General features: G+C 64.1%; 20 protein-coding genes. 8 read left to right on the top strand and 12 right to left on the bottom strand.

Annotation, left to right across the window (positions count from 1 at the left end; all coding sequences use genetic code 11):
• Positions 1-199: 199 nt before the first annotated feature.
• On the top strand, positions 200-982 hold the full coding sequence (locus ACFLEY_RS06440) for a protein phosphatase CheZ (protein ID WP_028174613.1): 783 nt from the start codon (positions 200-202) through the stop codon (positions 980-982).
• Positions 983-1171: 189 nt separating this feature from the next.
• On the opposite strand, the gene ACFLEY_RS06435 is transcribed toward ACFLEY_RS06440, so the two are convergent.
• Entirely contained in the window at positions 1172-1693 is a 522-nt protein-coding gene (locus ACFLEY_RS06435; protein ID WP_060910414.1) for a hypothetical protein, read from the bottom strand.
• A gap of 315 nt (positions 1694-2008) precedes the next feature.
• On the opposite strand from ACFLEY_RS06435, the gene groES reads away from it, so the two are divergent.
• The 3 genes from groES to ACFLEY_RS06420 all read left to right on the top strand — a co-directional run bounded on the left by groES (position 2009) and on the right by ACFLEY_RS06420 (position 5556).
• Positions 2009-2305 (top strand): co-chaperone GroES, encoded by a 297-nt coding sequence (gene groES, locus ACFLEY_RS06430; RefSeq protein ID WP_060910413.1) that lies wholly within the window; start codon positions 2009-2011, stop codon positions 2303-2305.
• Positions 2306-2470: 165 nt separating this feature from the next.
• Complete coding sequence (gene groL, locus ACFLEY_RS06425; protein WP_011090265.1) at positions 2471-4102, top strand: chaperonin GroEL; 1632 nt, start codon at positions 2471-2473, stop codon at positions 4100-4102.
• 242 nt (positions 4103-4344) lie between these two features.
• The gene (locus ACFLEY_RS06420) at positions 4345-5556 is read left to right on the top strand and encodes a hypothetical protein (RefSeq protein ID WP_060912898.1); all 1212 of its coding nucleotides are present in this window, start codon (positions 4345-4347) and stop codon (positions 5554-5556) included.
• 67 nt (positions 5557-5623) lie between these two features.
• Here the strand turns inward: ACFLEY_RS06420 and ACFLEY_RS06415 are convergent, their stop codons facing one another.
• Together ACFLEY_RS06415 and ACFLEY_RS06410 are read right to left on the bottom strand one after the other, a co-directional pair.
• The gene (locus ACFLEY_RS06415; protein ID WP_060910412.1) at positions 5624-6022 is read right to left on the bottom strand and encodes an META domain-containing protein; all 399 of its coding nucleotides are present in this window, start codon (positions 6020-6022) and stop codon (positions 5624-5626) included.
• A 132-nt stretch (positions 6023-6154) separates the two neighbouring features.
• Positions 6155-7819, bottom strand: a complete 1665-nt coding sequence (locus ACFLEY_RS06410; RefSeq protein WP_011090268.1) for an L-lactate permease — start codon at positions 7817-7819, stop codon at positions 6155-6157.
• 314 nt (positions 7820-8133) lie between these two features.
• On the opposite strand from ACFLEY_RS06410, the gene ACFLEY_RS06405 reads away from it, so the two are divergent.
• Positions 8134-9897: an ABC transporter ATP-binding protein/permease gene (locus ACFLEY_RS06405; protein ID WP_060910411.1), complete on the top strand. Its 1764-nt coding sequence runs from the start codon at positions 8134-8136 to the stop codon at positions 9895-9897.
• Between the two features lie 292 nt (positions 9898-10189).
• Here the strand turns inward: ACFLEY_RS06405 and ACFLEY_RS06400 are convergent, their stop codons facing one another.
• The 4 genes from ACFLEY_RS06400 to ACFLEY_RS06385 form a co-directional block, all read right to left on the bottom strand.
• Positions 10190-11197 (bottom strand): TorF family putative porin, encoded by a 1008-nt coding sequence (locus tag ACFLEY_RS06400; protein WP_028174608.1) that lies wholly within the window; start codon positions 11195-11197, stop codon positions 10190-10192.
• A gap of 439 nt (positions 11198-11636) precedes the next feature.
• Positions 11637-11999, bottom strand: coding sequence for a hypothetical protein (locus ACFLEY_RS06395; RefSeq protein ID WP_049832533.1), 363 nt, complete (start codon positions 11997-11999; stop codon positions 11637-11639).
• Between the two features lie 70 nt (positions 12000-12069).
• Positions 12070-13392, bottom strand: a complete 1323-nt coding sequence (glcF, locus tag ACFLEY_RS06390) for a glycolate oxidase subunit GlcF (protein ID WP_060910410.1) — start codon at positions 13390-13392, stop codon at positions 12070-12072.
• Positions 13389-14627 carry an FAD-binding protein gene (locus ACFLEY_RS06385; protein WP_060910409.1) on the bottom strand — a complete coding sequence of 413 codons (1239 nt, stop codon included), beginning with the start codon at positions 14625-14627 and terminating at the stop codon, positions 13389-13391. The genes glcF and ACFLEY_RS06385 overlap by 4 nt, the downstream gene beginning before the upstream one ends.
• 252 nt (positions 14628-14879) lie before the next feature.
• On the opposite strand from ACFLEY_RS06385, the gene ACFLEY_RS06380 reads away from it, so the two are divergent.
• On the top strand, positions 14880-15365 hold the full coding sequence (locus ACFLEY_RS06380) for a putative quinol monooxygenase (RefSeq protein WP_082755937.1): 486 nt from the start codon (positions 14880-14882) through the stop codon (positions 15363-15365).
• Between the two features lie 67 nt (positions 15366-15432).
• Here the strand turns inward: ACFLEY_RS06380 and ACFLEY_RS06375 are convergent, their stop codons facing one another.
• Together ACFLEY_RS06375 and ACFLEY_RS06370 are read right to left on the bottom strand one after the other, a co-directional pair.
• Positions 15433-16497: an IS630-like element ISRj1 family transposase gene (locus ACFLEY_RS06375; RefSeq protein WP_026192128.1), complete on the bottom strand. Its 1065-nt coding sequence runs from the start codon at positions 16495-16497 to the stop codon at positions 15433-15435.
• Positions 16498-16539: 42 nt separating this feature from the next.
• Positions 16540-18033 (bottom strand): FAD-linked oxidase C-terminal domain-containing protein, encoded by a 1494-nt coding sequence (locus ACFLEY_RS06370; RefSeq protein ID WP_396604561.1) that lies wholly within the window; start codon positions 18031-18033, stop codon positions 16540-16542.
• Between the two features lie 229 nt (positions 18034-18262).
• Here ACFLEY_RS06370 and cycA point away from each other — a divergent pair, with 229 nt between their 5' ends.
• Positions 18263-18673 (top strand): cytochrome c-550 CycA, encoded by a 411-nt coding sequence (gene cycA / locus ACFLEY_RS06365; protein WP_060910407.1) that lies wholly within the window; start codon positions 18263-18265, stop codon positions 18671-18673.
• 118 nt (positions 18674-18791) lie between these two features.
• Here cycA and ACFLEY_RS06360 read toward each other — a convergent pair whose 3' ends face one another.
• Positions 18792-19748 carry an alpha/beta fold hydrolase gene (locus ACFLEY_RS06360; protein ID WP_211434239.1) on the bottom strand — a complete coding sequence of 319 codons (957 nt, stop codon included), beginning with the start codon at positions 19746-19748 and terminating at the stop codon, positions 18792-18794.
• A 328-nt stretch (positions 19749-20076) separates the two neighbouring features.
• Between ACFLEY_RS06360 and ACFLEY_RS06355 the strand changes: the two genes are divergently transcribed.
• The gene (locus tag ACFLEY_RS06355; RefSeq protein ID WP_038967318.1) at positions 20077-20259 is read left to right on the top strand and encodes a hypothetical protein; all 183 of its coding nucleotides are present in this window, start codon (positions 20077-20079) and stop codon (positions 20257-20259) included.
• Positions 20260-20273: 14 nt separating this feature from the next.
• Here ACFLEY_RS06355 and ACFLEY_RS06350 read toward each other — a convergent pair whose 3' ends face one another.
• A complete protein-coding gene (locus ACFLEY_RS06350) occupies positions 20274-20534 on the bottom strand; it encodes a hypothetical protein (protein ID WP_060912896.1) in 261 nt (86 codons plus the stop codon).
• Positions 20535-20708: 174 nt separating this feature from the next.
• A complete protein-coding gene (locus ACFLEY_RS06345; RefSeq protein WP_026192128.1) occupies positions 20709-21773 on the bottom strand; it encodes an IS630-like element ISRj1 family transposase in 1065 nt (354 codons plus the stop codon).
• Positions 21774-21803 lie beyond the last annotated feature (30 nt).

The following is a 21803-nucleotide window of genomic DNA, read 5'->3' as shown; positions in this document are numbered from 1 at the left end:
ACGCCGTTTTGATTCACCACGTCGCGAGCGAGAGCCCAATTTGGCGATCAGCGTTTATTTTCGATGAACGCCTCATGCTCATGGTTAATCGCTTCTTCTCGCGTCGTCGCGCGCGGCCGCGCAACAGTTCCGGTCGTGAACCTCGTGTTAAATTGCTTCTGCCTACAAAGACGCGTGAGTGAGGTGGGGGGAGTTTCTGATGGCTATTCACCGCAAACGTTTTCGTGTCGAAGAGGCTATTGTCGGCGAGATGCCCAGCCCCGAAATGATTGAGGAGGCTGCGCCGATGCATAGCGAGATCATGGCGGAGCTGCGCGCGATCCGCGCACAGATGGCGAAGGGCACCGCTGCCCCGCTGTCCGCCAGCGCGGCGATGGCGGCGATCGACGCTTCCACGGCCCATGAGCTTGCCGAGACGCGCACCATGCTCGACACCTACCGGGCGCAGATCGAGCAGTGCGAGAAGCTGAAGGTCGAGCTCGACCTCATCCACGACGCCATCGACCGCACCAAGCGCGAAATTGCGACGCTGCACGGCAAGAGCTTCGACGGCGGCGAGATGGCCAAGGTCAATGGCGAACTCGGCGCGGTCGTCGGCGGCACCGAGCAGGCGACCCAGCAGATCCTGGAAGCCGCCGAGTCGATCGACCAGGCGGCCAGCGCGATGTCCAAGGTGCAATCGGCCGACCAGCAGAAGCGGCTCGCCGACGACATCCAGGAACGCGTCATCTCGATCTTCGAGGCCTGCAACTTCCAGGACCTGACCGGCCAGCGCATCAGCAAGGTCATGACCACGATGAAGTTCATCGAGCAGCACATCAACGCGATGATGGAGATCTGGGGCGGCGTCGACGCGATCAAGGCCCATGTGCCGGCGCCGGCCGACACCCGCAGCGAGGACGAAAAACTCCTCAACGGTCCGAAGCTCGCCGGCGACGTCGGCCACGCCTCGCAGGACGACATCGACGCGCTGTTCGACTGAACGGACGCGGCATAGAGAAGAAGCAAAACGCCGGCGCGAGCCGGCGTTTTTTGTTTTTTGGGGATTTATCTCACGCTGTCATTCCGGGGCGGTCCGCAGGACCGAACCCGGAATCTCGAGATTCTCAGGTGCGCAATTGCGCACCATAGTTCGATGCTTTCGCATCGCCCCGGAATGACGGGAAGAACATCACGCCCTCGGAGCGCAGCGGACGTAGACCATGTTGCCGTAGCGGGTGGCGGCGTCCTTGTCGATGAAGCGGGTGATCAGGACGCGACCGTCGAAGGACACGATCTCGCGGTCCTGCTCGCCGGGGGTCGGACCGGCCGGCCCGATATAGTTCTTGCCGCTGGGCGAGCCCTTCAGCCGCAATTCCTGCGGTGTCGCCTGGTCGGCCAGATGCATGACCACGCCGCCGGAGGTGCCGGCGCCGATCACGTAAGGATTCTTGCACTGGGACCGCGCGGCGGCCTCGGTGCGGGCGCGGTCGGCCGGGTTCTGGAACGAGGCGAGACCCCAGCGGCCGACGATCTCGTCGGCGCGGATGCTCGCCGGCATTTCCGGGCCGGTACCGGGCTCTGCCTCGGGCGGCGGGGACGAAGACGAGAAGGACGGCAGGCTCATGCCGCCGCCGCAGGCGCCAAGCAGCAACGCCAGGCCAGATGCGGCTGCCAGATTGGCAACCTTGCGCGCGCGAACTGAACTGATCATGGCATTCCCCCGAACAAGACCATGGCCGCACCCCTCCTGCAGCCAAGCGCAAAACCGCCACCGGAGCAATGACGTCGTTTGATACGCCGGCGCCCCGAACACGTTTCCAATGCCACCATCCTATATCCGCCTCACCAATCGCTTAACCACCTTTGCTTGACAGGATCGCGGCCAAGCCATATTTCCGGGCGCACTATTAGCACTCGGAAAGCCCGATTGCTAAGCGCGCCGTTCGATCCTCGGGACGAGGGTGGACGGAAGCGCCGCCCCACCCACTTCCACTACTTCCGAAGCGAGCCTCCAAAGGGAAACGTCATGGCTAAATCCAAATTTCGTCCGCTGCATGACCGTGTCGTGGTCAAACGTATCGACGCCGAGGAAAAGACCAAGGGCGGCATCATCATTCCGGACACCGCCAAGGAAAAGCCCTCCCAGGGCGAGATCGTCGCCGTCGGACCCGGCGGCCGCGACGAGACCGGCAAGCTGATCCCGATCGACCTCAAGGTCGGCGACCGCGTGCTGTTCGGCAAGTGGTCGGGCACCGAGGTCAAGATCGACAACGAAGAGCTCCTGATCATGAAGGAGTCGGACATCATGGGCGTGATGGCCTAGGGCCGTCAGCCTGAACGGCCGCTGAATGTCATGCCCGGATCGCGTGATCCGGGCATCCATCCTTCCGCCGGGTTCGACCTGCGGATCCCGGAATCGATGCGGCCGGCAAAGCGGCAAGACGCAGCACGAAACAAGACACAGCACGAAACACGAGGGATTGCAGAAATGGCTGCCAAAGACGTCAAGTTTTCCGGAGACGCGCGCGAACGCATGCTGCGCGGCGTCGACATTCTCGCCAACGCCGTCAAAGTGACGCTCGGCCCGAAGGGCCGCAACGTCGTCATCGAGAAGAGCTTCGGCGCGCCCCGCATCACCAAGGACGGCGTCACCGTCGCCAAGGAGATCGAGCTCGAGGACAAGTTCGAGAACATGGGCGCCCAGATGGTGCGTGAGGTCGCCTCCAAGACCAACGACCTCGCCGGCGACGGCACCACCACCGCGACCGTGCTGGCCCAGGCCATCGTGCGCGAAGGCGCCAAGGCGGTTGCCGCCGGCATGAACCCGATGGACCTCAAGCGCGGCATCGACATCGCGGTTGCGGCCGTCATCAAGGACATCGAGAAGCGCGCCAAGCCGGTCGCTTCCTCCTCCGAGGTCGCCCAGGTCGGCACCATCTCGGCCAACGGCGATGCCGCCATCGGCAAGATGATCGCGCAGGCGATGCAGAAGGTCGGCAACGAGGGCGTCATCACCGTCGAGGAGAACAAGTCGCTCGACACCGAGGTCGACATCGTCGAGGGCATGAAGTTCGACCGCGGCTATCTCAGCCCCTACTTCGTCACCAACGCCGAGAAGATGACCGCCGAGCTCGAGGACGCCTACATCCTCCTGCACGAGAAGAAGCTCTCGGGCCTCCAGGCCATGCTGCCGGTGCTCGAAGCCGTGGTGCAGTCGGGCAAGCCGCTCGTGATCATCGCCGAGGACGTCGAGGGCGAGGCGCTGGCCACCCTGGTCGTCAACCGCCTGCGCGGCGGCCTCAAGGTCGCCGCCGTCAAGGCGCCGGGCTTCGGTGACCGCCGCAAGGCCATGCTCGAGGATCTCGCGATCCTCACCGGCGGCCAGCTCATCTCCGAAGAGCTCGGCATCAAGCTCGAGAACGTCACGGTGAAGATGCTCGGCCGCGCCAAGAAGGTGGTGATCGACAAGGAGAACACCACGATCGTCAACGGTGCCGGCAAGAAGCCCGACATCGAGGCCCGCGTCGGCCAGATCAAGGCGCAAATCGAGGAGACCACCTCGGACTACGACCGCGAGAAGCTCCAGGAGCGCCTCGCCAAGCTCGCCGGCGGCGTCGCGGTGATCCGCGTCGGCGGCGCGACCGAGATCGAGGTCAAGGAGAAGAAGGACCGCGTCGAGGACGCCCTCAACGCCACCCGTGCCGCGGTGCAGGAAGGCATCGTCCCCGGCGGCGGCGTCGCGCTGCTCCGCGCCAAGAAGGCGGTGGGCCGTCTCACCAACGCCAATGACGACGTCCAGGCCGGCATCAACATCGTGCTGAAGGCGCTGGAAGCCCCGATCCGCCAGATCTCCGAGAACGCGGGCGTGGAAGGCTCGATCGTCGTCGGCAAGATCCTGGAGAACAAGTCCGAGACCTTCGGCTTCGACGCCCAGAACGAGGACTATGTCGACATGGTCGAGAAGGGCATCATCGACCCCGCCAAGGTGGTGCGCACCGCGCTCCAGGACGCCTCCTCCGTGGCCGGCCTGCTGGTGACCACCGAAGCCATGGTCGCCGAGGCGCCGAAGAAGGACGCTCCGCCCGCGATGCCGGCCGGCGGCGGCATGGGCGGCTTCTGAGCCCACCGTTCCCCGACAATGTTGCGAAGGCCGCCTCCGGGCGGCCTTCTTTTTTGCCGACCATGGCTCACGCTTTCCGATTCAACCGACGGCCAAAACCCATTACGGTGGCGCCGATTCTAAAGCGCGATGAGGTCGGAACGAGTCGTCGTCGCGCTTTAGGTTGTTGTTTGAGCATGATCTTTTCGGAAAACCGCATCACGCTTTTCCGGATCATGCCCCCTTGCTCGAGGATTTTATCGATGCGCGCGCTTCTGGTTTGCTCCACGGCCCTTGTGGCGGCTCTGCTTGCTGTTTCGCCGGAGGTCGCATCCGCCCAGATGAAGCTGTCGCCAAAGGCGACGGTGCCGGGCGGACCCGAGACGCGCTATTTCACCTCGATCGACGGGCTGATGGACGGCAATGCCGACGTGATCCTGAAGGAGACGCGCCAGGGCAAGACGGTCACGGCCGCCGTCCTCGACGTCTGTTATCCGGTCGCGAAAAATTCCGACCGCAAGGATCGCTTCGTCGTCAATCTCCAGGTCGCCGGCCAGACGCTGACCGGCACGACGCAGAGCCTCGGCGCGAAGGCGCCCGTCACCGTCAAGCTGCTGCGCAAGCCGACCGGAGACACTTTCGAATTCCGCGGCCAGATTGGAATCGGCCAGGCCGTGACCGAGGTCACCTCGCCCGACAATTCCGATCTCAGCGAGAAGGAGTTTCTGGACAACCAGACCTCCGACGACGGCATCACGCCGCAGCCGAAGGACTTCACCGACGTCTCGCCGGAGGCGATCGCGGTCAAGGTCAAGCTGGATGCGGCGACCGAGTTCCTGAAGAGCCTGAAGGGCCAGGAGGTCGAGGTGACGCTGGCGAGCCTCACCGTCGGCTGCGACGCGTTGCGCGCCGGCGAGCAGACCATCAACATGTCGGTCGACCCGGAGCGCGCCGGCGCGCTGCTGGCAAAATTCAAGGCGATGCCCGGCGTCACCGCCGCGGGCTGGACCGCGGGCATGACCGAGATGGACCGCACCATCCGCTTCGCCGCGGCCGACTGGCGCGACGGCGACAAGATCAACCGCGACAAGCTCGCAGCCGCCGTGGCGGGCGTGCTGGGCCGGACGCTCGCGGCAAAGCCGGTCTCGCAAAGCTTCAACCCGGCCACCGGCAAGCTCAAGCTGGTCTTCAAGCGGCCGAACCAGGATTTCCCGACGCTCGATCTGACCGACACGATCGAGGTCGCAGGGCTCATCTCGCCGGACAAGCCCGGCACGACCGACAAGCTCATGCTCTGGATCGGCAGCCCCGCCACCACGACCGCCGACGAGAGCAGCGGCGCCAAGCTCAATCTCTCGGACGAAGCTTCGGCCGACGAGGAGGGCGACCAGCCCGACGACAACGGCTCGGTCGAGGCGCTCGCAAAGGAATTGAAGGGCCAGCGCTGGGACGCCGACAAGTCGGTGTGGAAGTAGACGGAGACACCACCTCAACCCCGGCGAAGCCTTGGCGTAGCCGGGGTCGCGGGGTATGACAGCGAGGCTAATTGCCGTTCGCGCGGAAGCGCAGCGGCTTGGGGCCGAGAAGCGTCAGCACATCGCCCTGGCGCTTCCAGGTCTCGACGCTGCCGAGCGCTGCGACGAGATCGTCGTCGGCCTGGGCCTTTGCCGGCGGGCAGGACCGGTCCTGGATCTGGCCGGGGACGAAGATCACGGTGTTGCCGGCGACCGAGAACTGGCCCTTGCCGCCCTTGCACCAGAGCTCCAGCACGACCTCGCCATTGTCTCCAATCTCGATGTTCGGAATCCGCTTCGAGCCCGGCTGCGGCGACGCCTCCAGCGTCAGTTCGGTGCCGAAGGGAAAACCATCCTCCGCACGCGCGACAGTGGACATCGCAAGCACTGCAACCATCGCACACACCATACGCCTGAGCGAAACCATGAAACCTCTCGAGCGACCTGATTTGCCGCACCTTCTATAAGACGGCGGCGCCATTGAGAAGGTTCGCCCATGACGGACGCAAAATCCCCGCGGAGGTGAACCCCGCGGGGATTTGCGTCGAAGTGGGGCCTGTTACTTCAGCACCATCGCCGTGAACGGCCAGACATAGGCCTGCAACGTCACGAGCACACCGACGAGACAGGCCAGCACGATCGAGTGCCAGAACACGAAGCGCAGGATCGTGCCTTCATGGCCGTACCAGTTGGTGGCGGTGGAGGCGACGACGATCGATTGCGCGTCGATCATCTTGCCCATCACGCCGCCGGAGGAGTTCGCCGCGCCCATCAGGATCGGCGACAGGCCGAGCTGCTCGGAAGTGATCTTCTGTAAGTTTCCGAACAGCACGTTGGAGGCGGTGTCCGATCCCGTCAGCGCCACGCCGAGCCAGCCGAGCAGCGTGCCGAAGAAGGGATAGAGCACGCCGGTTGCGGCGAAGGCGAGACCGAGCGTCGCATCGACGCCGGACAGGCGCGTCAGCGTGCCGATCGCGAGCATCGCCGAGATCGTGATCAGCGAGATCGCGCACAGCCGGATGGTGCGGGCGTACTCGGTCACGAGCTTGCCGGGACCGACGCCCATCAGGAAGCCGGAGATGATCGCCGCGATCAGCATGCCCGTACCGGTGAAGGACAGGTAGGTGAAGCCGAACACCGCGCTCTCCTTGGTCGGCCCTGGCGCGACCGGCGGCATCTTGTTGATCATCTGGTGCAACTCGGGAACGGGATAGTTCCAGGTGAAGATCGAGTTCGCCCAGGTCTTGAAGCCGCCATTGCCCCAGACCAGCATCACGATGCAGACCATGATCCATGGCAGCAGCGCGCTGAAGAGTTCGCTTTGCGTCAGCGGTGTCTTGTCCAGCGGCTTTGCGGCGGCCATGGTGGAGGCCGATTCGTCGCGGCCGCGCAGCGCCGGCGACAGCCAGAGCTGCCTGGGCTGCCACACCTTCAGGAACAGGATCAGCGCGCCCATCGAGATCAGCGAGGCGCCGATGTCGACGATCCACGGATTGATGAAGTTCGAGATCACGAATTGCGGGACCGCGAACGACACGCCGGTGACGAGGATCGCCGGCCAGACGTCCTTCATGCCCTTCCAGCCCGCGAACGCCCACACCACCCAGAACGGCACGATCAGCGAGAAGAACGGCAACTGCCGTCCGACCATCGCGCCGAGGATGTAGGGATCGAGCCCGGTGACCGAGGCAAGGCCCTGGATCGGCGTGCCCAGCGCGCCATAGGCGACCGGCGCGGTGTTGGCGATCAGCGACAGGCCGGAAGCGGCGAGCGGCGAGAAGCCGAGGCCGATCAGCACCGCGCCGGTGATCGCAACCGGCGTGCCGAAGCCGGAGGCGCCCTCGAAGAAGGCGCCGAACGAGAACGCGATCAGCAGCAATTGCAGCCGCCGGTCCTCGGTGACGCCCCCGACCGCGCGCTTGAGCAATTCGAAGCGTCCGGTGGTCACCGTCACCTGGTAGAGGAAGATGACGTTGAGAACGATCCAGCCGATCGGGAAGAAGCCGGTCACGACGCCGAGGATCGAGGCGCGGATCGACATGTTCACCGGCATGGTGAAGACGAAGATCGTGATCAGGTTGGCCACGATCACGGCGATGATGGCCGCGATATGCGCCTGGACGCGGCCGCTCGCGATCAGGACCAGCAGCGTGACGACGGGTACCGCCGCGGCGATCGTCGACAGCACAGGGTTGTGCAGCGGATCATAGATTTGATTCCACATGGTCTTCCTCCCCCACGCATGTGTGCCGCAGGCGGCCCGCGTGGACAGCCGAACCTGCTTGACGCTGGATGCGATAACCCCCGAGCTGGACGCGAATTCCTCGCGAATGCGGCGGTTCCCGTCCGCTCACAAGCTCGCGAAGTCCCGAAGGCCCCCACCCCGCGCCGTTAAACCCCATGCTAGGGTTGCAAGCGCCGACAAGCCAACGCAAATTGCAGAACTTGCGACTTTAGTCTAAGCGCGGCCATTTCGGCCATTGCCACAAGCCTTTGGCTCCAGGCATTTGTGCACATCCCCTCAGGAGACAGAGCTCTGTGAAGAACATCAGCGCCACGCTCGCGATCGTCTGGCGAATCGCCGTCCCCTATTTCCGATCCGAGGACAAATGGGTCGGCCGCGGCCTGCTCGCCGCCGTGATCGCGATGGAGCTGGCGCTGGTCGCGATCGACGTGCTCGTGAACCAGTGGCAGAACCGGTTCTACAGCGCACTGCAGGCGAGCGACTGGGACGCGTTCGTCACGCAGATCTGGATTTTCGTCGCCCTCGCCTCGATGTTTATCGCGCTGGCGGTCTACAAGCTGTACTTGAACCAATGGCTCCAGATCCGCTGGCGGCAATGGCTGACCCGGCACTATCTGGGCGAATGGCTGCAAGGCGCCACGCATTACCGCATGCAGCTCAAGGGCGATGCGGCTGACAACCCGGACCAGCGCATCACCGAGGACGTCAAGAACTTCGTCGAGCAGACCCTGACGATCGGGCTCGGCCTGCTCTCGTCGATCGTGACGCTGTTCTCCTTCGTGATCATCCTCTGGGGTCTCTCCAACGCCGCGCCGCTGCACCTGTTCGGCACCGACCTCATGATCCCGGGCTATCTTTGCTGGGGCGCGCTGGTCTACGCGATCTTCGGCACCGCGCTGACGCACTGGATCGGCGCTCCGCTGGTCAACCTCAATTTCGAGCAGCAGCGCTATGAGGCCGACTTCCGCTTCCACCTCGTTCGCGTCCGCGAGAATTCCGAGCAGATCGCGCTGCTCAAGGGTGAAGGGGCCGAACGCGGCCGGCTCCTGGGTCGCTTCGGCCTTGTGATCGGCAACTGGTACGCCATCATGAGCCGGACCAAGCGCCTCACCGCGTTCACCGCGAGCTATCAGCAGGCCGCCGTGATCTTTCCCTATGTGCTGGTGGCGCCGGCCTTCTTCGCCAAGAAGATCCAGCTCGGCGACATGATGCAGACCGCATCGGCCTTTTCCAGCGTACAAGGCGCGTTGTCGTTCTTCGTCACGGCTTACCGATCGCTCGCGGAATGGCGCTCGATCGTCGCGCGTCTCGATGGCTTCGAGATGTCGGTCGATTCAGCCGCGAACCTGCCGGCACATGAGCCGGCGATCGCCCTCGAGGCCGCCGGCGGCGACCGCAATATCGGCCTCGAGCAGCTCTGCGTGAACCTGCCCAACGGCACGCCGCTGGTCGCCGCCGGCGCCTTCGCCATCCAGGTGCCGGAGCGCGTGCTGGTGACGGGGCCGTCCGGCTCCGGCAAGTCGACCCTGTTCCGGGCCATCGCCGGCATCTGGCCGTTCGGCACCGGCACCATCGTCGTCCCTGAAAGGGCGAAGCTGATGATGCTGCCGCAGCGCCCCTATTTCCCCGTCGGGGTTCTGCGCGATGCCGTGGTCTATCCCGCAGCGCCTGGTACATTCGACGCCGCGCGCGTCCGGGACGCGCTGATCGCGGTCGGATTGCCCGACCTCGCCGAGCGGCTCGACGAGGACGGGCACTGGAACCGGATGCTGTCGCTCGGCGAGCAGCAGCGTCTGGGTCTCGCCCGCGCGCTGCTGCATGCGCCGGACTATCTGTTCCTGGACGAGGCCACCGCCTCGCTGGACGAGCCGTCCGAGGCCCGGCTGTACCGGCTGCTGACGGAGAGGCTGCCGCAAGCCGCCATCGTCTCGATCGGCCATCGCTCGACCCTCGATGCTTTCCATACTCGCAAGGTGACGATGGTGAAGGACGGCCAGATCCACGTCCTCGGCAAGAGCGGGGAGCCCGTCCAGGCGGAATCGACCGTGGCGCGCTGAGGCGCAAGACGATCGCTATCGTAGTCGAAGGACCTCGATAAGGGCCTTTCCTTGCGGCCCATCCTTCGAGACGCCCGCCTTTGGCGGGCCCTCAGAATGAGGTCGGACTTCGCGGCAAAATCCCAGATCCTCATGGTGAGGAGCGCCGCCCTTGCGGCGCGCCTCCCGGACGATGCTTCGCATCGCCTAGAAAACCATGAAGGCCCGGCACGATCGCAGCGCTCCAGGCCGCAAAAAGCAAAAGGGCGGCAGATTGCTCTGCCGCCCTCAGCAAGTCGTTTCGGGAAGAAACTTACTTCAGGTTGGTCATCGCCGTCAGGTCGAACGACAGCTTGGCGATGCCGGCCGCGCCGCACCAGTTGGAGCCAGCGCCGCTCGGGTTGATCGGGGTGACGTTGGTGGTGCCGGTGGCATTGAAGGCGCTGGTGAAGGCGTTGCAATCACCCTTGTTCAGGTCGGTGTCGGAGTAACGCAGATCCAGCGTGAACACCTTGTAGGTGAAGCCGATGCCGACGTTCCAGGTGTTGTAGTCCTTGTAGGGAATACCGTTGGCGAAAACGGTGCCGGCGCCGGTGCCGTAGAAGGCGTCCGAGGTGCCGAACCACTGGCGGCCGAACTCACCCGACACATACATGCCGACGCCCGAGGGACCGAAGACGGTGCTGGGCGCGGTGTACTTGGCAGTCACCGACGCGTAGTTGCCCCAGGCACCCGAGTTCAGGAAGTTCGGCGAGTAGTACTCGTTCACGCCGACGGCCCAGTTGTCGTTGATGGTGTAGTTCAGCTTGGCATAGCCTTCGAAGAAGCTGACGTTCTTCTTCATGACGTTGCCGTCGGCGAGGAAGATCGTGGTGGTGCTGACGGCGCAGACGTTGCCGCCGGGAACGCCGCCGGTGAGCACGTTGTCGGCGCAGCTTCCGCCCGGATACAGGTAGCCCCAGATACCGAAGTCGAAGGCGAAGGCGCCGAAGGTCGGGCGGATACCGCCGTAGACGTCGACTTCAGCCGCAGCGCGGTTGGCGAAGGAGATGCTCTCCGCGGACACACCGGCGTAAAGCTGGAGGTCCTTGGTGACGTTGTAGCGCGGCTCGAAATAAGCGGCGACCGACGGCTGGTGGTTCGACTGGGTCACGCCGCGGAAGATGTAATCGCTGACGAGCGCACCGCCGAAGGCGATGTCCCAGGGGTCGAAGGCAGCGACCGGCGGGGCCTTCTTGGCCTTCACCGCCATATCCGCCGCGAAAGCCGAACCCGTCGTCACCATTGCCAGCGCCGTTGCCAACAAAGCCACTTTTTTCATTTCGATCCCCATCACCAGTTCTCACCCAGTCGGTTTCCCGGAAGCCCCCCGGGGCGTACGACCCAACATCAAAAATTCATGACTGCGGCAATCTGGATCGGAGGATGTGAACCGTGAAGCAAAAAACGCGGGCATCTGCTGACTTTTTAGGCGTTCTGACGATTTCACGAAAGGTTGTCTGCCTGTGTGGCTTCTCGATCACATTATTTGCCCTCCAAAGGGCACTGGAGGACGGGGGTTAGTACGGAGACCTGCAGTACCGTGCTCCGCGCGCTACGAATCGGGCTGACGCCGGGGAATGGCGGCCTCCGGCAGCCACAGCCGCGATGCAGAAAGGCCGCAGCGTCGCCGCCGCGGCCCTCCTGCTGTCGATCGTGGTCGTTGGGTTGAAGCCAGCCCTGGCCCAGCCCCTGGCCTGACCGCGGGCCTGACCTTAGGCCTAACCCTGCCCCTCGGCCGGCGTCGGTTCCGCAGAAGACGAAGGCATCGCCCAGCTTGTCTCGGCGACAGGCTCGGGAGCCGGAGCTGCCACCGGCGCTGACGGCTTCGGCGCGGGAGCTGCCTTCGCCTTCTTCGGTGCCGCTTTCTTCGCAACCTTCTTGGCGGCCTTCTTCGGTGCAGCCTTCTTTGCAGCCTTCTTGGCCGACTTCTTCGGTGCGGCCTTCTTAGCGGCCTTCTTGGCAGATTTCTTCGCTGACTTCTTGGCTGCCTTCTTCGTCGCCTTCTTCGCGGTCTTCTTCGCCGCTACAGCCTTCTTGGCCTTTTTTGCCTTCTTGCTTTTTTTCTTTTTCGCTTTCGCCATCGTGGTCCTCCTGTTGCCGCCGAACAATGGTCGATCGGACGTCTTTCCGCCGTCACCTCCGGACGAAAGCTCAGCTCGACGCGTTCAATGCCGGCCGCGACCCGCCCGTAGCCCAATCGAGAAGCTCAATCGTGTGTACGACCGGAACTGACGTGCCACTGGCAATCTGCACCATGCAGCCGATATTGCCCGCGGCAATCATGTCCGGCTTGACGCTCGCGATGTTGGCGACCTTGCGATCACGCAACCGGCCCGCAAGCTCGGGTTGGAGAATGTTGTAGGTCCCCGCCGAACCGCAACACAAATGGCTCTCGGGCACATCTTTCACCACGAATCCATTCTTGGAAAGCAATTCTTTCGGAAGGCCCGTGATTTTCTGCCCGTGCTGCAACGAACAGGCGGAGTGATAGGCGACGACGATGTTGTCGCCTATCGCAGTGGTCGCGAGATCGAGGCCGGCAACATATTCGGTGATGTCCTTGGCAAGCGCGGACACCTTCGCCGCATCGGCCGCGAACGCAGCGTCCTCGCGCAGCAGATAGCCGTAGTCCTTGATCACGGTGCCGCAGCCGGACGCCGTCACCAGGATGGCGTCGAGCCCCTCGCCGCCCGCTTCCGCCCGCCATGCCGCGATATTGGCGCGAGCCCGCGCCAGCGCATCGTGGTCGTTGCCAAGGTGATGGGTCAGCGCGCCGCAGCATTGCTCGTCCCTGACCAGGACGACCTCGATGCCGTGGCGGGTGAGAAGACTGATGGCAGACTGGTTGATGCGCGGCGCCAGCACCTGCTGCGCGCAGCCCTGGAGCAGCGCGACCCGGCCGCGCTTCTTGCCGAGCGCCGCAAACACGCTGCCCGGGAGGGGGCCGGGCGACGGCAGCCGGTTCGGGGCCAGCGCCAGCATCGCCTTGAGGCGCTGGACCAGGCCCGGTGTCGCCGAGGGCCGCGGCGTCGGCAGGAATACGGCGAGCGGACGGGCCAGCCGCGCCAGCCACATGCTGACGCGGAAGCGCTGCGGATCCGGCAGGACGAAGGCCAGCATCTGGCGCAGCAGCCGCTCGGTGAGTGGCCGCTGATAGCGTTGCTCGATCCTGACCCGGGCCTGGTCGACGAGGTGCATGTAGTTCACCCCGGAGGGGCAGGTCGTCATGCAGGCCAGGCACGACAGGCAGCGGTCGACATGCTTGACCACCTCGGCCGTCGGCGTCTGGTCCTTCTCCAGCATCTCCTTGATCAGATAGATGCGGCCGCGCGGGCTATCGAGCTCGTCGCCGAGCAGCACATAGGTCGGACAGGTTGCAGTGCAGAAGCCGCAATGGACGCAGGCGCGCAGGATCTTGTCGGCCTCCGCGATATCGGGATCGGCAAGCTGCGCGAGTGAGAATTCGGTCTTCATGCCGCAGCGCCCCGCGTCAGCCGTCCCCGGTTGAGAATGGACTTCGGATCGAAACCGGCCCGTACCCGCTCGCTCAGGGCGGCGATGCCTGGCGCTTGCGGATGGAACACATCGACGTCGCGCCTGACATCCTCTGCCGCCCGGATCAGCATGGCATGCCCGCCGACCGCATTCGCACGCGCGCGCACGGCCGGTTCATGCGCGTCGCCCTTCGGCGGCAGTGCGGCCCAGATCAATCCGCCGCCCCAGTCGTAAATCACGTCGCCGCCGGTCTCGCGCGCCAGCTGGGTCCCGAGCGCCGCACCTGACGCCGGCGGACAGACGATCCGCCACACCGGCCGGGCGCCCAGCGCGCCGCCGGCCGCGAACGGCAGGACGTCGCGGACGGTCGCCCACAGTGCCGCCGACGATGCGTCCTCGACCAGGGCCGCGGTTCCGAACGGCGCCAGCAATTCGCGCAGCGAACCGGCGCGGTGGGCGGCTGAAGCGGTAATGCCTTCGAGCCGCAGCACGGTCAGCGCTTCGCCCTGGCCCGCGATGTCGCCGAGCCCGTCGATCTTCGCCCGGAACGCGGATTTCGGCAGGTGGGCGGCGCCGGACACGTCGAAGGGCGAGCCGAGCGCCGCGGTCATCGCCTTGTTGGCGGCGGCATCGTCGAGCCCGCGCAGCAGCAGCGTCCGCTCGGCCTCCGGCTTCGGCATCACCTTCAGCGTGACCTCGGTCATCACCGACAGCGTGCCCCAGGAACCGGCCAGAAGCTTGCAGAGGTCGTAGCCGGTGACGTTCTTCACCACCTTGCCGCCGGTCTTGAAGCTGTCGCCGAAACCGGAGACGGCGTGCGCCCCGAGCAGGTGGTCGCGCGCCCCGCCCGCCCTGATGCGCCGCGGGCCGGCGAGGCCCGCCGCGATCATGCCGCCGATGGTGCCTGATACGGGCGTGCCGAGCAGCGGCGCGGTGTTCATCGGCTCAAAGGCGAATTGCTGGTTCTTGGCATCGATCAGCGACAGCACGTCGGCCAGTGGCGCACCGGCCTCAAGCGTCACGATCAGCTCGTTGGGCTCGTAGGAGGTGACGGCATTGAGCGCGGAGACGTCGAGCGCGGCGTTGGTCGCCATCGCGTGGCCAATGCTGCGCTTGCTGCCATGACCGATGATCTCGAGCGGCTGCTCGTTGGCAATCGCCGCGCGCACCACCTCTTCGACGTCTTTGGCGTCTCTGACCTTGAGCGTATCCACGGGAAAAGGCGGTAGCGAAATTCGCCGCCAAAATCAAATGCAGCGTGACGCGGCGACCACCCAGCCGTGCAATGCCAGTGCGGCGTGCGACGAAACTCCATCAGGCCGGCTCCGCGACATCCGACGACAACGGTTCGATAAAGATCGAAGCGTTCACGACATCGACACTTCGATCACCGGCGAACCAAAGCCGACAGGCCATCGCTACAAGCTTGCGCCGATCGCGATCGAGCCCAACCGACGGAGACACACATGGAGCGATCGACATATGCGCGGCCGGCGCCGCGCGTCCACGAAACATTCAGCCGCAGGTCGGTGATCACCGCCTTCGGTGCCGTCATGGCGATCTATCTCTCGCCGTGGACGTCGTCATCTCAAGCCCAGCAGCAAGGAGGAACGACCATGAACCACTATGCCACGCAGAAATCCCTCAGCGACGCCGTCGACGGCGGCGGCCTGCTCGTCGTCGCGCAATGGGAGGCCAAGCCCGGCGAGGCCGACAAGGTCGCCGCGATCCTCGACCGCTTCCTGCCCGAGGCGCAGCGCGAGGACGGCGTCAAGCTGTTCCTGATCTCGCGCGCCAGGGAGAATCCGGCCCAGTTCCTGTTCTACGAGCTGTTCCGCGACGAGGCCGCTTTCAAGGCGCACCAGGAGAGCGCGCACTTCAAGACGTACATCGCCGGCGAAGCCCTGCCGCTACTGGCGAAGCGCGAGCGGGCGCAATACGGGCTGCTGTAAGCGTTTCGGAGGGAAGAGGTTTGCATCGCAAGCCCCTTCCCTCCGCGCGAGCGCCTAGTACCCGGAATCAGAGCTGAGTGATACGGCGGCCTTTGAAACGGCGTTGACGGACCTTTTTCTTGGTCCAGACGAAGGGCTCGGCTCTGTCGTTGTATGCGTTGACGTAGGCATCGATGTGTTCCTGAAGCTGCTTGAGGCTCGTGAAGGAGGTGCCGCTGAGCGACTGCCCCTGCAAGATGGAAAACCATACTTCGACCTGATTGAGCCATGACGCACTTGTCGGCGTGAAATGAAATTGCACGTTGGGGTGGGCCTTGAGCCAGTCCTCGTTCTTTTTATGGGTGTTGAGGTTGTCGAGGATGACGTGAAGCTTGCGGTTCGGAAAAGCCGCGGTGACGCTGTTCATGAAATCGAGAAACTCGACGCGGCGCCGGCGTTTTGAATGGGTCGCGATGATCTTTCCGGTGGCGACTTCGAGCGCCGCAAACAATGTTGTGGTGCCATGCCGCTTGTAATCGTGGCTTTGGCCGGTCAAGGCGCGGCCATTGGGCAACTTCAGATAACCCTGCGCTCGCTCCAAAGCCTGGATCGAGGGCTTCTCGTCCACGCACAGCACAATGGCCTTCGCCGGCGGCGCGACATAGAGGCCGACAACATCGGCGGCTTTGGCCGTAAAGTTCGGGTCGTTGCTCTCGCACCAGGACTTGCGAGCCACCAGGTCAATCTTGTGGCTGCGCAGGAACCGCCAGACATATTGGACATCGACATCGCCCAGCGCCTCGGCCAGCAGGGGGCCGGTCCAGCGCGCAAACCCTTGCGGTGGCGGCTTATCCAGCAGCTTCAGAATCCGCTTGTCGGTCGTCTTCGTATAGATCGGCTGCTTGCCAGGCCGCGGCTTGTCTTGCAGCCCTTCAAGGCCATGGTCGGCATAGCGATGCCGCCAAAGGCTGACAATCCGCGGCTGGACCCCAACTTCCTTGGCGATCGACCGGGTGCTGCGCCCATCCGCCGCCAACAGAACTATCCGCGCCCGCTTCAAATCGCGCTGCAACGTCACCGGTGAGCGACAGCACGCCTCAAGCACCTTGCGATCTTTCCTCGAAAGGTGGACTTCTCTTGCTTCGGGTATCATCCCGACCTTGAATCACGACTCACGTTCCAAGAAAAGTGGGTACTAGAACCGCGGAATGTCCGGAAACGCCAGCTTGCCCGCGTGCACGTGCATGCGGCCGAGCTCCGCGCAGCGGTGCAGGGTCGGAAACACTTTTCCGGGGTTGAGCAGGCCCTGCGCGTCGAAAGCGCATTTCAGCCGCTGCTGCTGGTTGAGGTCGATCTCGCTGAACATCTCCGGCATCAGATCGCGCTTCTCGATGCCGACGCCGTGCTCGCCGGTGAGCACCCCGCCGAACTCGACACAGGCGCGCAGGATGTCGGCTCCGAAGGCCTCGGCCCGCTCGATCTCGCCGGGCTTGTTGGCATCGTAGAGGATCAGCGGGTGCAAATTGCCGTCGCCGGCGTGGAACACATTGGCGCAGCCGAGTTGGTATTTTTCCGATAGCTCGCGGATGCGCGCCAGCGCCTTCGGCAGCGCACCGCGGGGAATGGTGCCGTCCATGCAGAGATAGTCGGGCGAGAAGCGGCCGACGGCCGGAAACGCGGCTTTCCGGCCCGCCCAGAACAGGTTGCGCTCGGCCTCCGAGGTCGAGATCTGGCAGGTGGTCGAGCCGCAGGCATTGGCGATGGTCTCGACGCGCGTGATCAGCTCGTCGACCTCGATCTTGGGACCGTCGAGCTCGATGATGAGCAGCGCCTCGACGTCGAGCGGATAGCCGGCATGGACGAAGGCTTCCGCGGCGTGGATCGCGGGCTTGTCCATCATCTCCATGCCGCCGGGAATGATGCCGGCGCCGATGATGCGTGCCACGCATTCGCCGGCCGCTTCGACCTCCGCGAAGCCGACCATCAGCGCGCGCGCCGTCTCCGTCTTTTGCAGGATGCGCACCGTGATCTCGGTGATGACGCCGAGCAGACCTTCGGAGCCGGTGATGACGCCCATCAGGTCGTAGCCGGCGTTCTCGCACCCCTTGCCGCCGATCCGCAGGATCTCGCCGCTCATCAGCACGATCTCGCAACCCAGCACGTTGTTGGTGGTCATGCCGTATTTGAGGCAGTGCACGCCGCCGGAATTCTCCGCGACATTGCCGCCGATCGAGCAGGCGATCTGCGAGGACGGATCGGGCGCGTAATAGAAGCCGGCATGCGCGACCGCCTGGCTGATGGCCAGATTGGTGACACCGGGCTCGGTGACGACGACGCGGTTGTCGAAATCGATCTCGCGGATGCGCTTGAACTTGCCGAGCCCGAGCAGCACGCCGTCTTCGAGCGGCAGCGCGCCGCCGGACAGCGAGGTGCCGGAGCCGCGCGGCACCACCTTGATGCCCTGCCCGGCACAATATTTCAGGACGAGCGAGACCTGCTCGGTCGTATCGGGCAGCACCACGACCATCGGCGGCTGGCGATAGGCGGTCAGCCCGTCGGATTCATAGGCCCGCATCTCGGCGGCGCTGTCGATCACGCCTTCGCCTGATACGATTGCGCGCAAGGCGGCGACGATCTCGCTGCGACGCGCCAGCACTGCCTGGTCGCTTGCGGGCATCATGATGGCCATATTACGAAGCCTTCGTCCGACGGAGGGAATTGTCCCGGCAAATCAATCATGTCTTGCCGTCTTTGGGTAGGTCCTCCGAAGGTCGCATTGCATTGTTGCAGCGCAAGTTCTCTCTGGGGCAAGCCTGCTATCAGGAAACCTGTCAAGGATTCGCGGCTTGTCCACTTGCCCTGGACCTGCCAAAACCACGACCCTCCATCTGACCCGGGAAGAGACGAAGAGCACCCTTATGACAAAACTGACTTTCGGCGCGCTAGTTGCCCTCGCCATGACTGCCGCAGCGTCCACCGCCATATCTTCCAAAGCGATGGCGCAGGACGCCGCCGCGGGCAAGACGTCGTTCAACAAGTGCCTGGCCTGCCACGCGATCGGCGAAGGCGCCAAGAACAAGGTCGGCCCCGAGCTCAACGGCCTCAACGGCCGCAAGTCGGGAACTGCGCCGGACTACAGCTATTCGGATGCGAACAAGAATTCCGGCATCACCTGGGACGAAGCCACGTTCAAGGAGTACATCAAGGACCCCAAGGCCAAGATCCCCGGCACCAAGATGGCGTTCGCCGGCATCAAGAACGAGACCGAGATCAACAATCTCTGGACCTTTGTCTCGCAGTTCGACAAGGACGGGAAGATCAAGCAGTAAGCGCGCGAGAGGCGGTCGCCTGAGCTTCGGTTCTGATTGAAGCAGAGCCGAAGCTCAGGCTTCTTGTTTTGACGCGTTTTCTTCACGCGAACCGGTATCCGCTTCGCTCGAAAACGCTTCAGTCGGTGGCCGCCTGCGCCGGCACGATTTTCCCGATCATCGTCTCGATCTCCGTCTTCACCAGATCCGGCACGGCGTTCTGCACCATGTGGCCGAGATCGGGCAGCACGATCAGCTTTGCATTCGGCACCATCGCCGCGAACGGGCGCGCGTGGATGTTGGTCTTCACCGTCTTGTCGGGTTCGCCGGCGATGATCGTGACCGGGGCCGATATTTCGCCATAGCGCGTGGCTTGCCCGGCCACCGATGCCTTCAACGTCACCAGATCATAGGCATTGGCGATGAACTCGCGCGGCCGCAGCAGCAGCGGCGTCGCGGAGTGCTGCACGAAACCATCGGGCATGGTCTGCGGCAGGAACACATTGCGCGCGCCGGACTCGGCGACGAAATACCCGAGCGGCAGCGTGATGGTGTAGGCGAGCAGCGGGCCGATCACGGGCGTTGCGATGAGCTCGTTGTAGCGGCCGACGCCGCCGCGCCAGGGATGCGTGACGGGCGCCAGCATCACGAGGCCGGCGACGCGGCCGGGATGATCGAGCGCGAGGCGCGCGCCGAGCGCCCCGCTCCAGGAATGCACGACGAACACCGCACGATCGATTCCGAGCTTACGAAGCGCCTCGTCGATCATCCGCGCCTGGATCTGCGGCGTCGAATCCTGCCGCCGCGCGCGCGTGCTCCAGCCATGGCCGGGACGGTCGATCAGGATGACGCGATGGTCTTTTGCCAGGAGATCGCCGAGCGGGCGTCGCATCGCTTCGAGATTGGAGCTCGCGCCGTGCAACATCACGACCGGCGGGCGTGAATCGCGCGGGCCGATGTCGACGACGTGAAGCGTCGCGCCATCGACCTCGATCATCCGGCCCTGCGGCGGAAAGGCGCATTGCACGGCGACGATTCCGGCCTGCGTGACCAGCGCCAGCAGAACCAGCGCCGTCACGACTGTCATCACGATCATTGAGAGAATCCGGACGTAATAAGGCACCTGGCAATTACGGGGCGTGGCACGCGGCAGTTTCGCCCCAGGGGCTTCAGCACTTCCACCGGAAATGAGGGGCTGTGGATATGTGCATAATCGAGGGCCAGAAAAACTCAATAGAATCAATCTAATTCCTGATTGCGCGCGAGCTTCGGACCAGCTTCATGCGGTCGTCATAGCGGTTTCCATATAATCGCCATGGTCGGTTCCGCCATTTAGGCGCGGGTGGGCGCCGATCCTCCTCGCGACCTCAGGGGATGCGGGACAGGCCGGCAGGATTTGTCCTGATTTGAACCGGAGAATTTCGATGAGCTTCAGATCGAACGACACTGCAATCGACGAGATTGTCGCAAGCTGCAACGGTGACCTGCGCGGTGCCGTGCGGGCGCTGCTCCTGATCAACGAGCATCTCGAGGCGGAGCTCGCCAGGGCTTACGCCGCAGCGGCCGATCGCGGCCTCGCCGAGCGCGGCGGCAGCGCCCTGCATTAGGTTGCGGGCCGGACCTAGTCCGTCTTGTCCGCGTCCTTTTCGTCGTCGGGACTGACCGCGGGACAGGCGCGGATGGTCGAGCGGGCGAGCTTGGCGTCGGCCCTGGACTTGTAGGGACCATCGCCGAACCAGATGTCGCCGATGATGACCGGATTGCTGGTCACGATGTTGCATTTGCCGGTGGCGCGGTTGCCGACCACCCAGAACAGTCCGTCGGCGAGACTCACCGTTCCCGACGCGAGCAACAAGCTACCCGCAAAAATCAAACGCTTCATGGCTTTGCTCCTGCCATGCAGGTAGGCCTGCGGCCGCATTGGCGATACCCCAGCTCATGCGACGCGTGTGATCGTGGTTAATCCGCGTGCGCCGCAATCGCTCGGGAAATGATCAAACTATCCCTTTGCGCTGGCGCGGCCCTTCGGGTCCGGATCGTGCTCTAGTACCCGGAATCAGAGCTGAGTGATACGGCGGCCTTTGAAACGGCGTTGACGGACCTTTTTCTTGGTCCAGACGAAGGGCTCGGCTCTGTCGTTGTATGCGTTGACGTAGGCATCGATGTGTTCCTGAAGCTGCTTGAGGCTCGTGAAGGAGGTGCCGCTGAGCGACTGCCCCTGCAAGATGGAAAACCATACTTCGACCTGATTGAGCCATGACGCACTTGTCGGCGTGAAATGAAATTGCACGTTGGGGTGGGCCTTGAGCCAGTCCTCGTTCTTTTTATGGGTGTTGAGGTTGTCGAGGATGACGTGAAGCTTGCGGTTCGGAAAAGCCGCGGTGACGCTGTTCATGAAATCGAGAAACTCGACGCGGCGCCGGCGTTTTGAATGGGTCGCGATGATCTTTCCGGTGGCGACTTCGAGCGCCGCAAACAATGTTGTGGTGCCATGCCGCTTGTAATCGTGGCTTTGGCCGGTCAAGGCGCGGCCATTGGGCAACTTCAGATAACCCTGCGCTCGCTCCAAAGCCTGGATCGAGGGCTTCTCGTCCACGCACAGCACAATGGCCTTCGCCGGCGGCGCGACATAGAGGCCGACAACATCGGCGGCTTTGGCCGTAAAGTTCGGGTCGTTGCTCTCGCACCAGGACTTGCGAGCCACCAGGTCAATCTTGTGGCTGCGCAGGAACCGCCAGACATATTGGACATCGACATCGCCCAGCGCCTCGGCCAGCAGGGGGCCGGTCCAGCGCGCAAACCCTTGCGGTGGCGGCTTATCCAGCAGCTTCAGAATCCGCTTGTCGGTCGTCTTCGTATAGATCGGCTGCTTGCCAGGCCGCGGCTTGTCTTGCAGCCCTTCAAGGCCATGGTCGGCATAGCGATGCCGCCAAAGGCTGACAATCCGCGGCTGGACCCCAACTTCCTTGGCGATCGACCGGGTGCTGCGCCCATCCGCCGCCAACAGAACTATCCGCGCCCGCTTCAAATCGCGCTGCAACGTCACCGGTGAGCGACAGCACGCCTCAAGCACCTTGCGATCTTTCCTCGAAAGGTGGACTTCTCTTGCTTCGGGTATCATCCCGACCTTGAATCACGACTCACGTTCCAA

It is taken from the genome of Bradyrhizobium sp. YCK136 (assembly GCF_044570075.1).
GTDB classification, from domain to species: domain Bacteria; phylum Pseudomonadota; class Alphaproteobacteria; order Rhizobiales; family Xanthobacteraceae; genus Bradyrhizobium; species Bradyrhizobium diazoefficiens.
The sequence above is the reverse complement of the archived record's forward strand: the minus strand, read 5'-3'. Positions and strand labels throughout refer to the sequence as shown.

Excerpts from the sequence above, each read along its gene's own strand:
- cycA (WP_060910407.1), top strand. The coding sequence starts at position 18,263 with ATGACAAAACTGACTTTCGGCGCGCTAGTTGCCCTCGCCATGACTGCC.
- ACFLEY_RS06440 (WP_028174613.1), top strand. The coding sequence starts at position 200 with ATGGCTATTCACCGCAAACGTTTTCGTGTCGAAGAGGCTATTGTCGGC.
- ACFLEY_RS06435 (WP_060910414.1), bottom strand. The coding sequence starts at position 1,693 with ATGATCAGTTCAGTTCGCGCGCGCAAGGTTGCCAATCTGGCAGCCGCA.
- groES (WP_060910413.1), top strand. The coding sequence starts at position 2,009 with ATGGCTAAATCCAAATTTCGTCCGCTGCATGACCGTGTCGTGGTCAAA.
- ACFLEY_RS06375 (WP_026192128.1), bottom strand. The coding sequence starts at position 16,497 with ATGATACCCGAAGCAAGAGAAGTCCACCTTTCGAGGAAAGATCGCAAG.
- ACFLEY_RS06415 (WP_060910412.1), bottom strand. The coding sequence starts at position 6,022 with ATGGTTTCGCTCAGGCGTATGGTGTGTGCGATGGTTGCAGTGCTTGCG.
- glcF (WP_060910410.1), bottom strand. The coding sequence starts at position 13,392 with ATGAAGACCGAATTCTCACTCGCGCAGCTTGCCGATCCCGATATCGCG.
- ACFLEY_RS06410 (WP_011090268.1), bottom strand. The coding sequence starts at position 7,819 with ATGTGGAATCAAATCTATGATCCGCTGCACAACCCTGTGCTGTCGACG.
- ACFLEY_RS06380 (WP_082755937.1), top strand. The coding sequence starts at position 14,880 with ATGGAGCGATCGACATATGCGCGGCCGGCGCCGCGCGTCCACGAAACA.
- ACFLEY_RS06370 (WP_396604561.1), bottom strand. The coding sequence starts at position 18,033 with ATGGCCATCATGATGCCCGCAAGCGACCAGGCAGTGCTGGCGCGTCGC.
- ACFLEY_RS06355 (WP_038967318.1), top strand. The coding sequence starts at position 20,077 with ATGAGCTTCAGATCGAACGACACTGCAATCGACGAGATTGTCGCAAGC.
- groL (WP_011090265.1), top strand. The coding sequence starts at position 2,471 with ATGGCTGCCAAAGACGTCAAGTTTTCCGGAGACGCGCGCGAACGCATG.
- ACFLEY_RS06350 (WP_060912896.1), bottom strand. The coding sequence starts at position 20,534 with ATGAAGCGTTTGATTTTTGCGGGTAGCTTGTTGCTCGCGTCGGGAACG.
- ACFLEY_RS06420 (WP_060912898.1), top strand. The coding sequence starts at position 4,345 with ATGCGCGCGCTTCTGGTTTGCTCCACGGCCCTTGTGGCGGCTCTGCTT.
- ACFLEY_RS06345 (WP_026192128.1), bottom strand. The coding sequence starts at position 21,773 with ATGATACCCGAAGCAAGAGAAGTCCACCTTTCGAGGAAAGATCGCAAG.
- ACFLEY_RS06400 (WP_028174608.1), bottom strand. The coding sequence starts at position 11,197 with ATGAAAAAAGTGGCTTTGTTGGCAACGGCGCTGGCAATGGTGACGACG.
- ACFLEY_RS06360 (WP_211434239.1), bottom strand. The coding sequence starts at position 19,748 with ATGATCGTGATGACAGTCGTGACGGCGCTGGTTCTGCTGGCGCTGGTC.
- ACFLEY_RS06395 (WP_049832533.1), bottom strand. The coding sequence starts at position 11,999 with ATGGCGAAAGCGAAAAAGAAAAAAAGCAAGAAGGCAAAAAAGGCCAAG.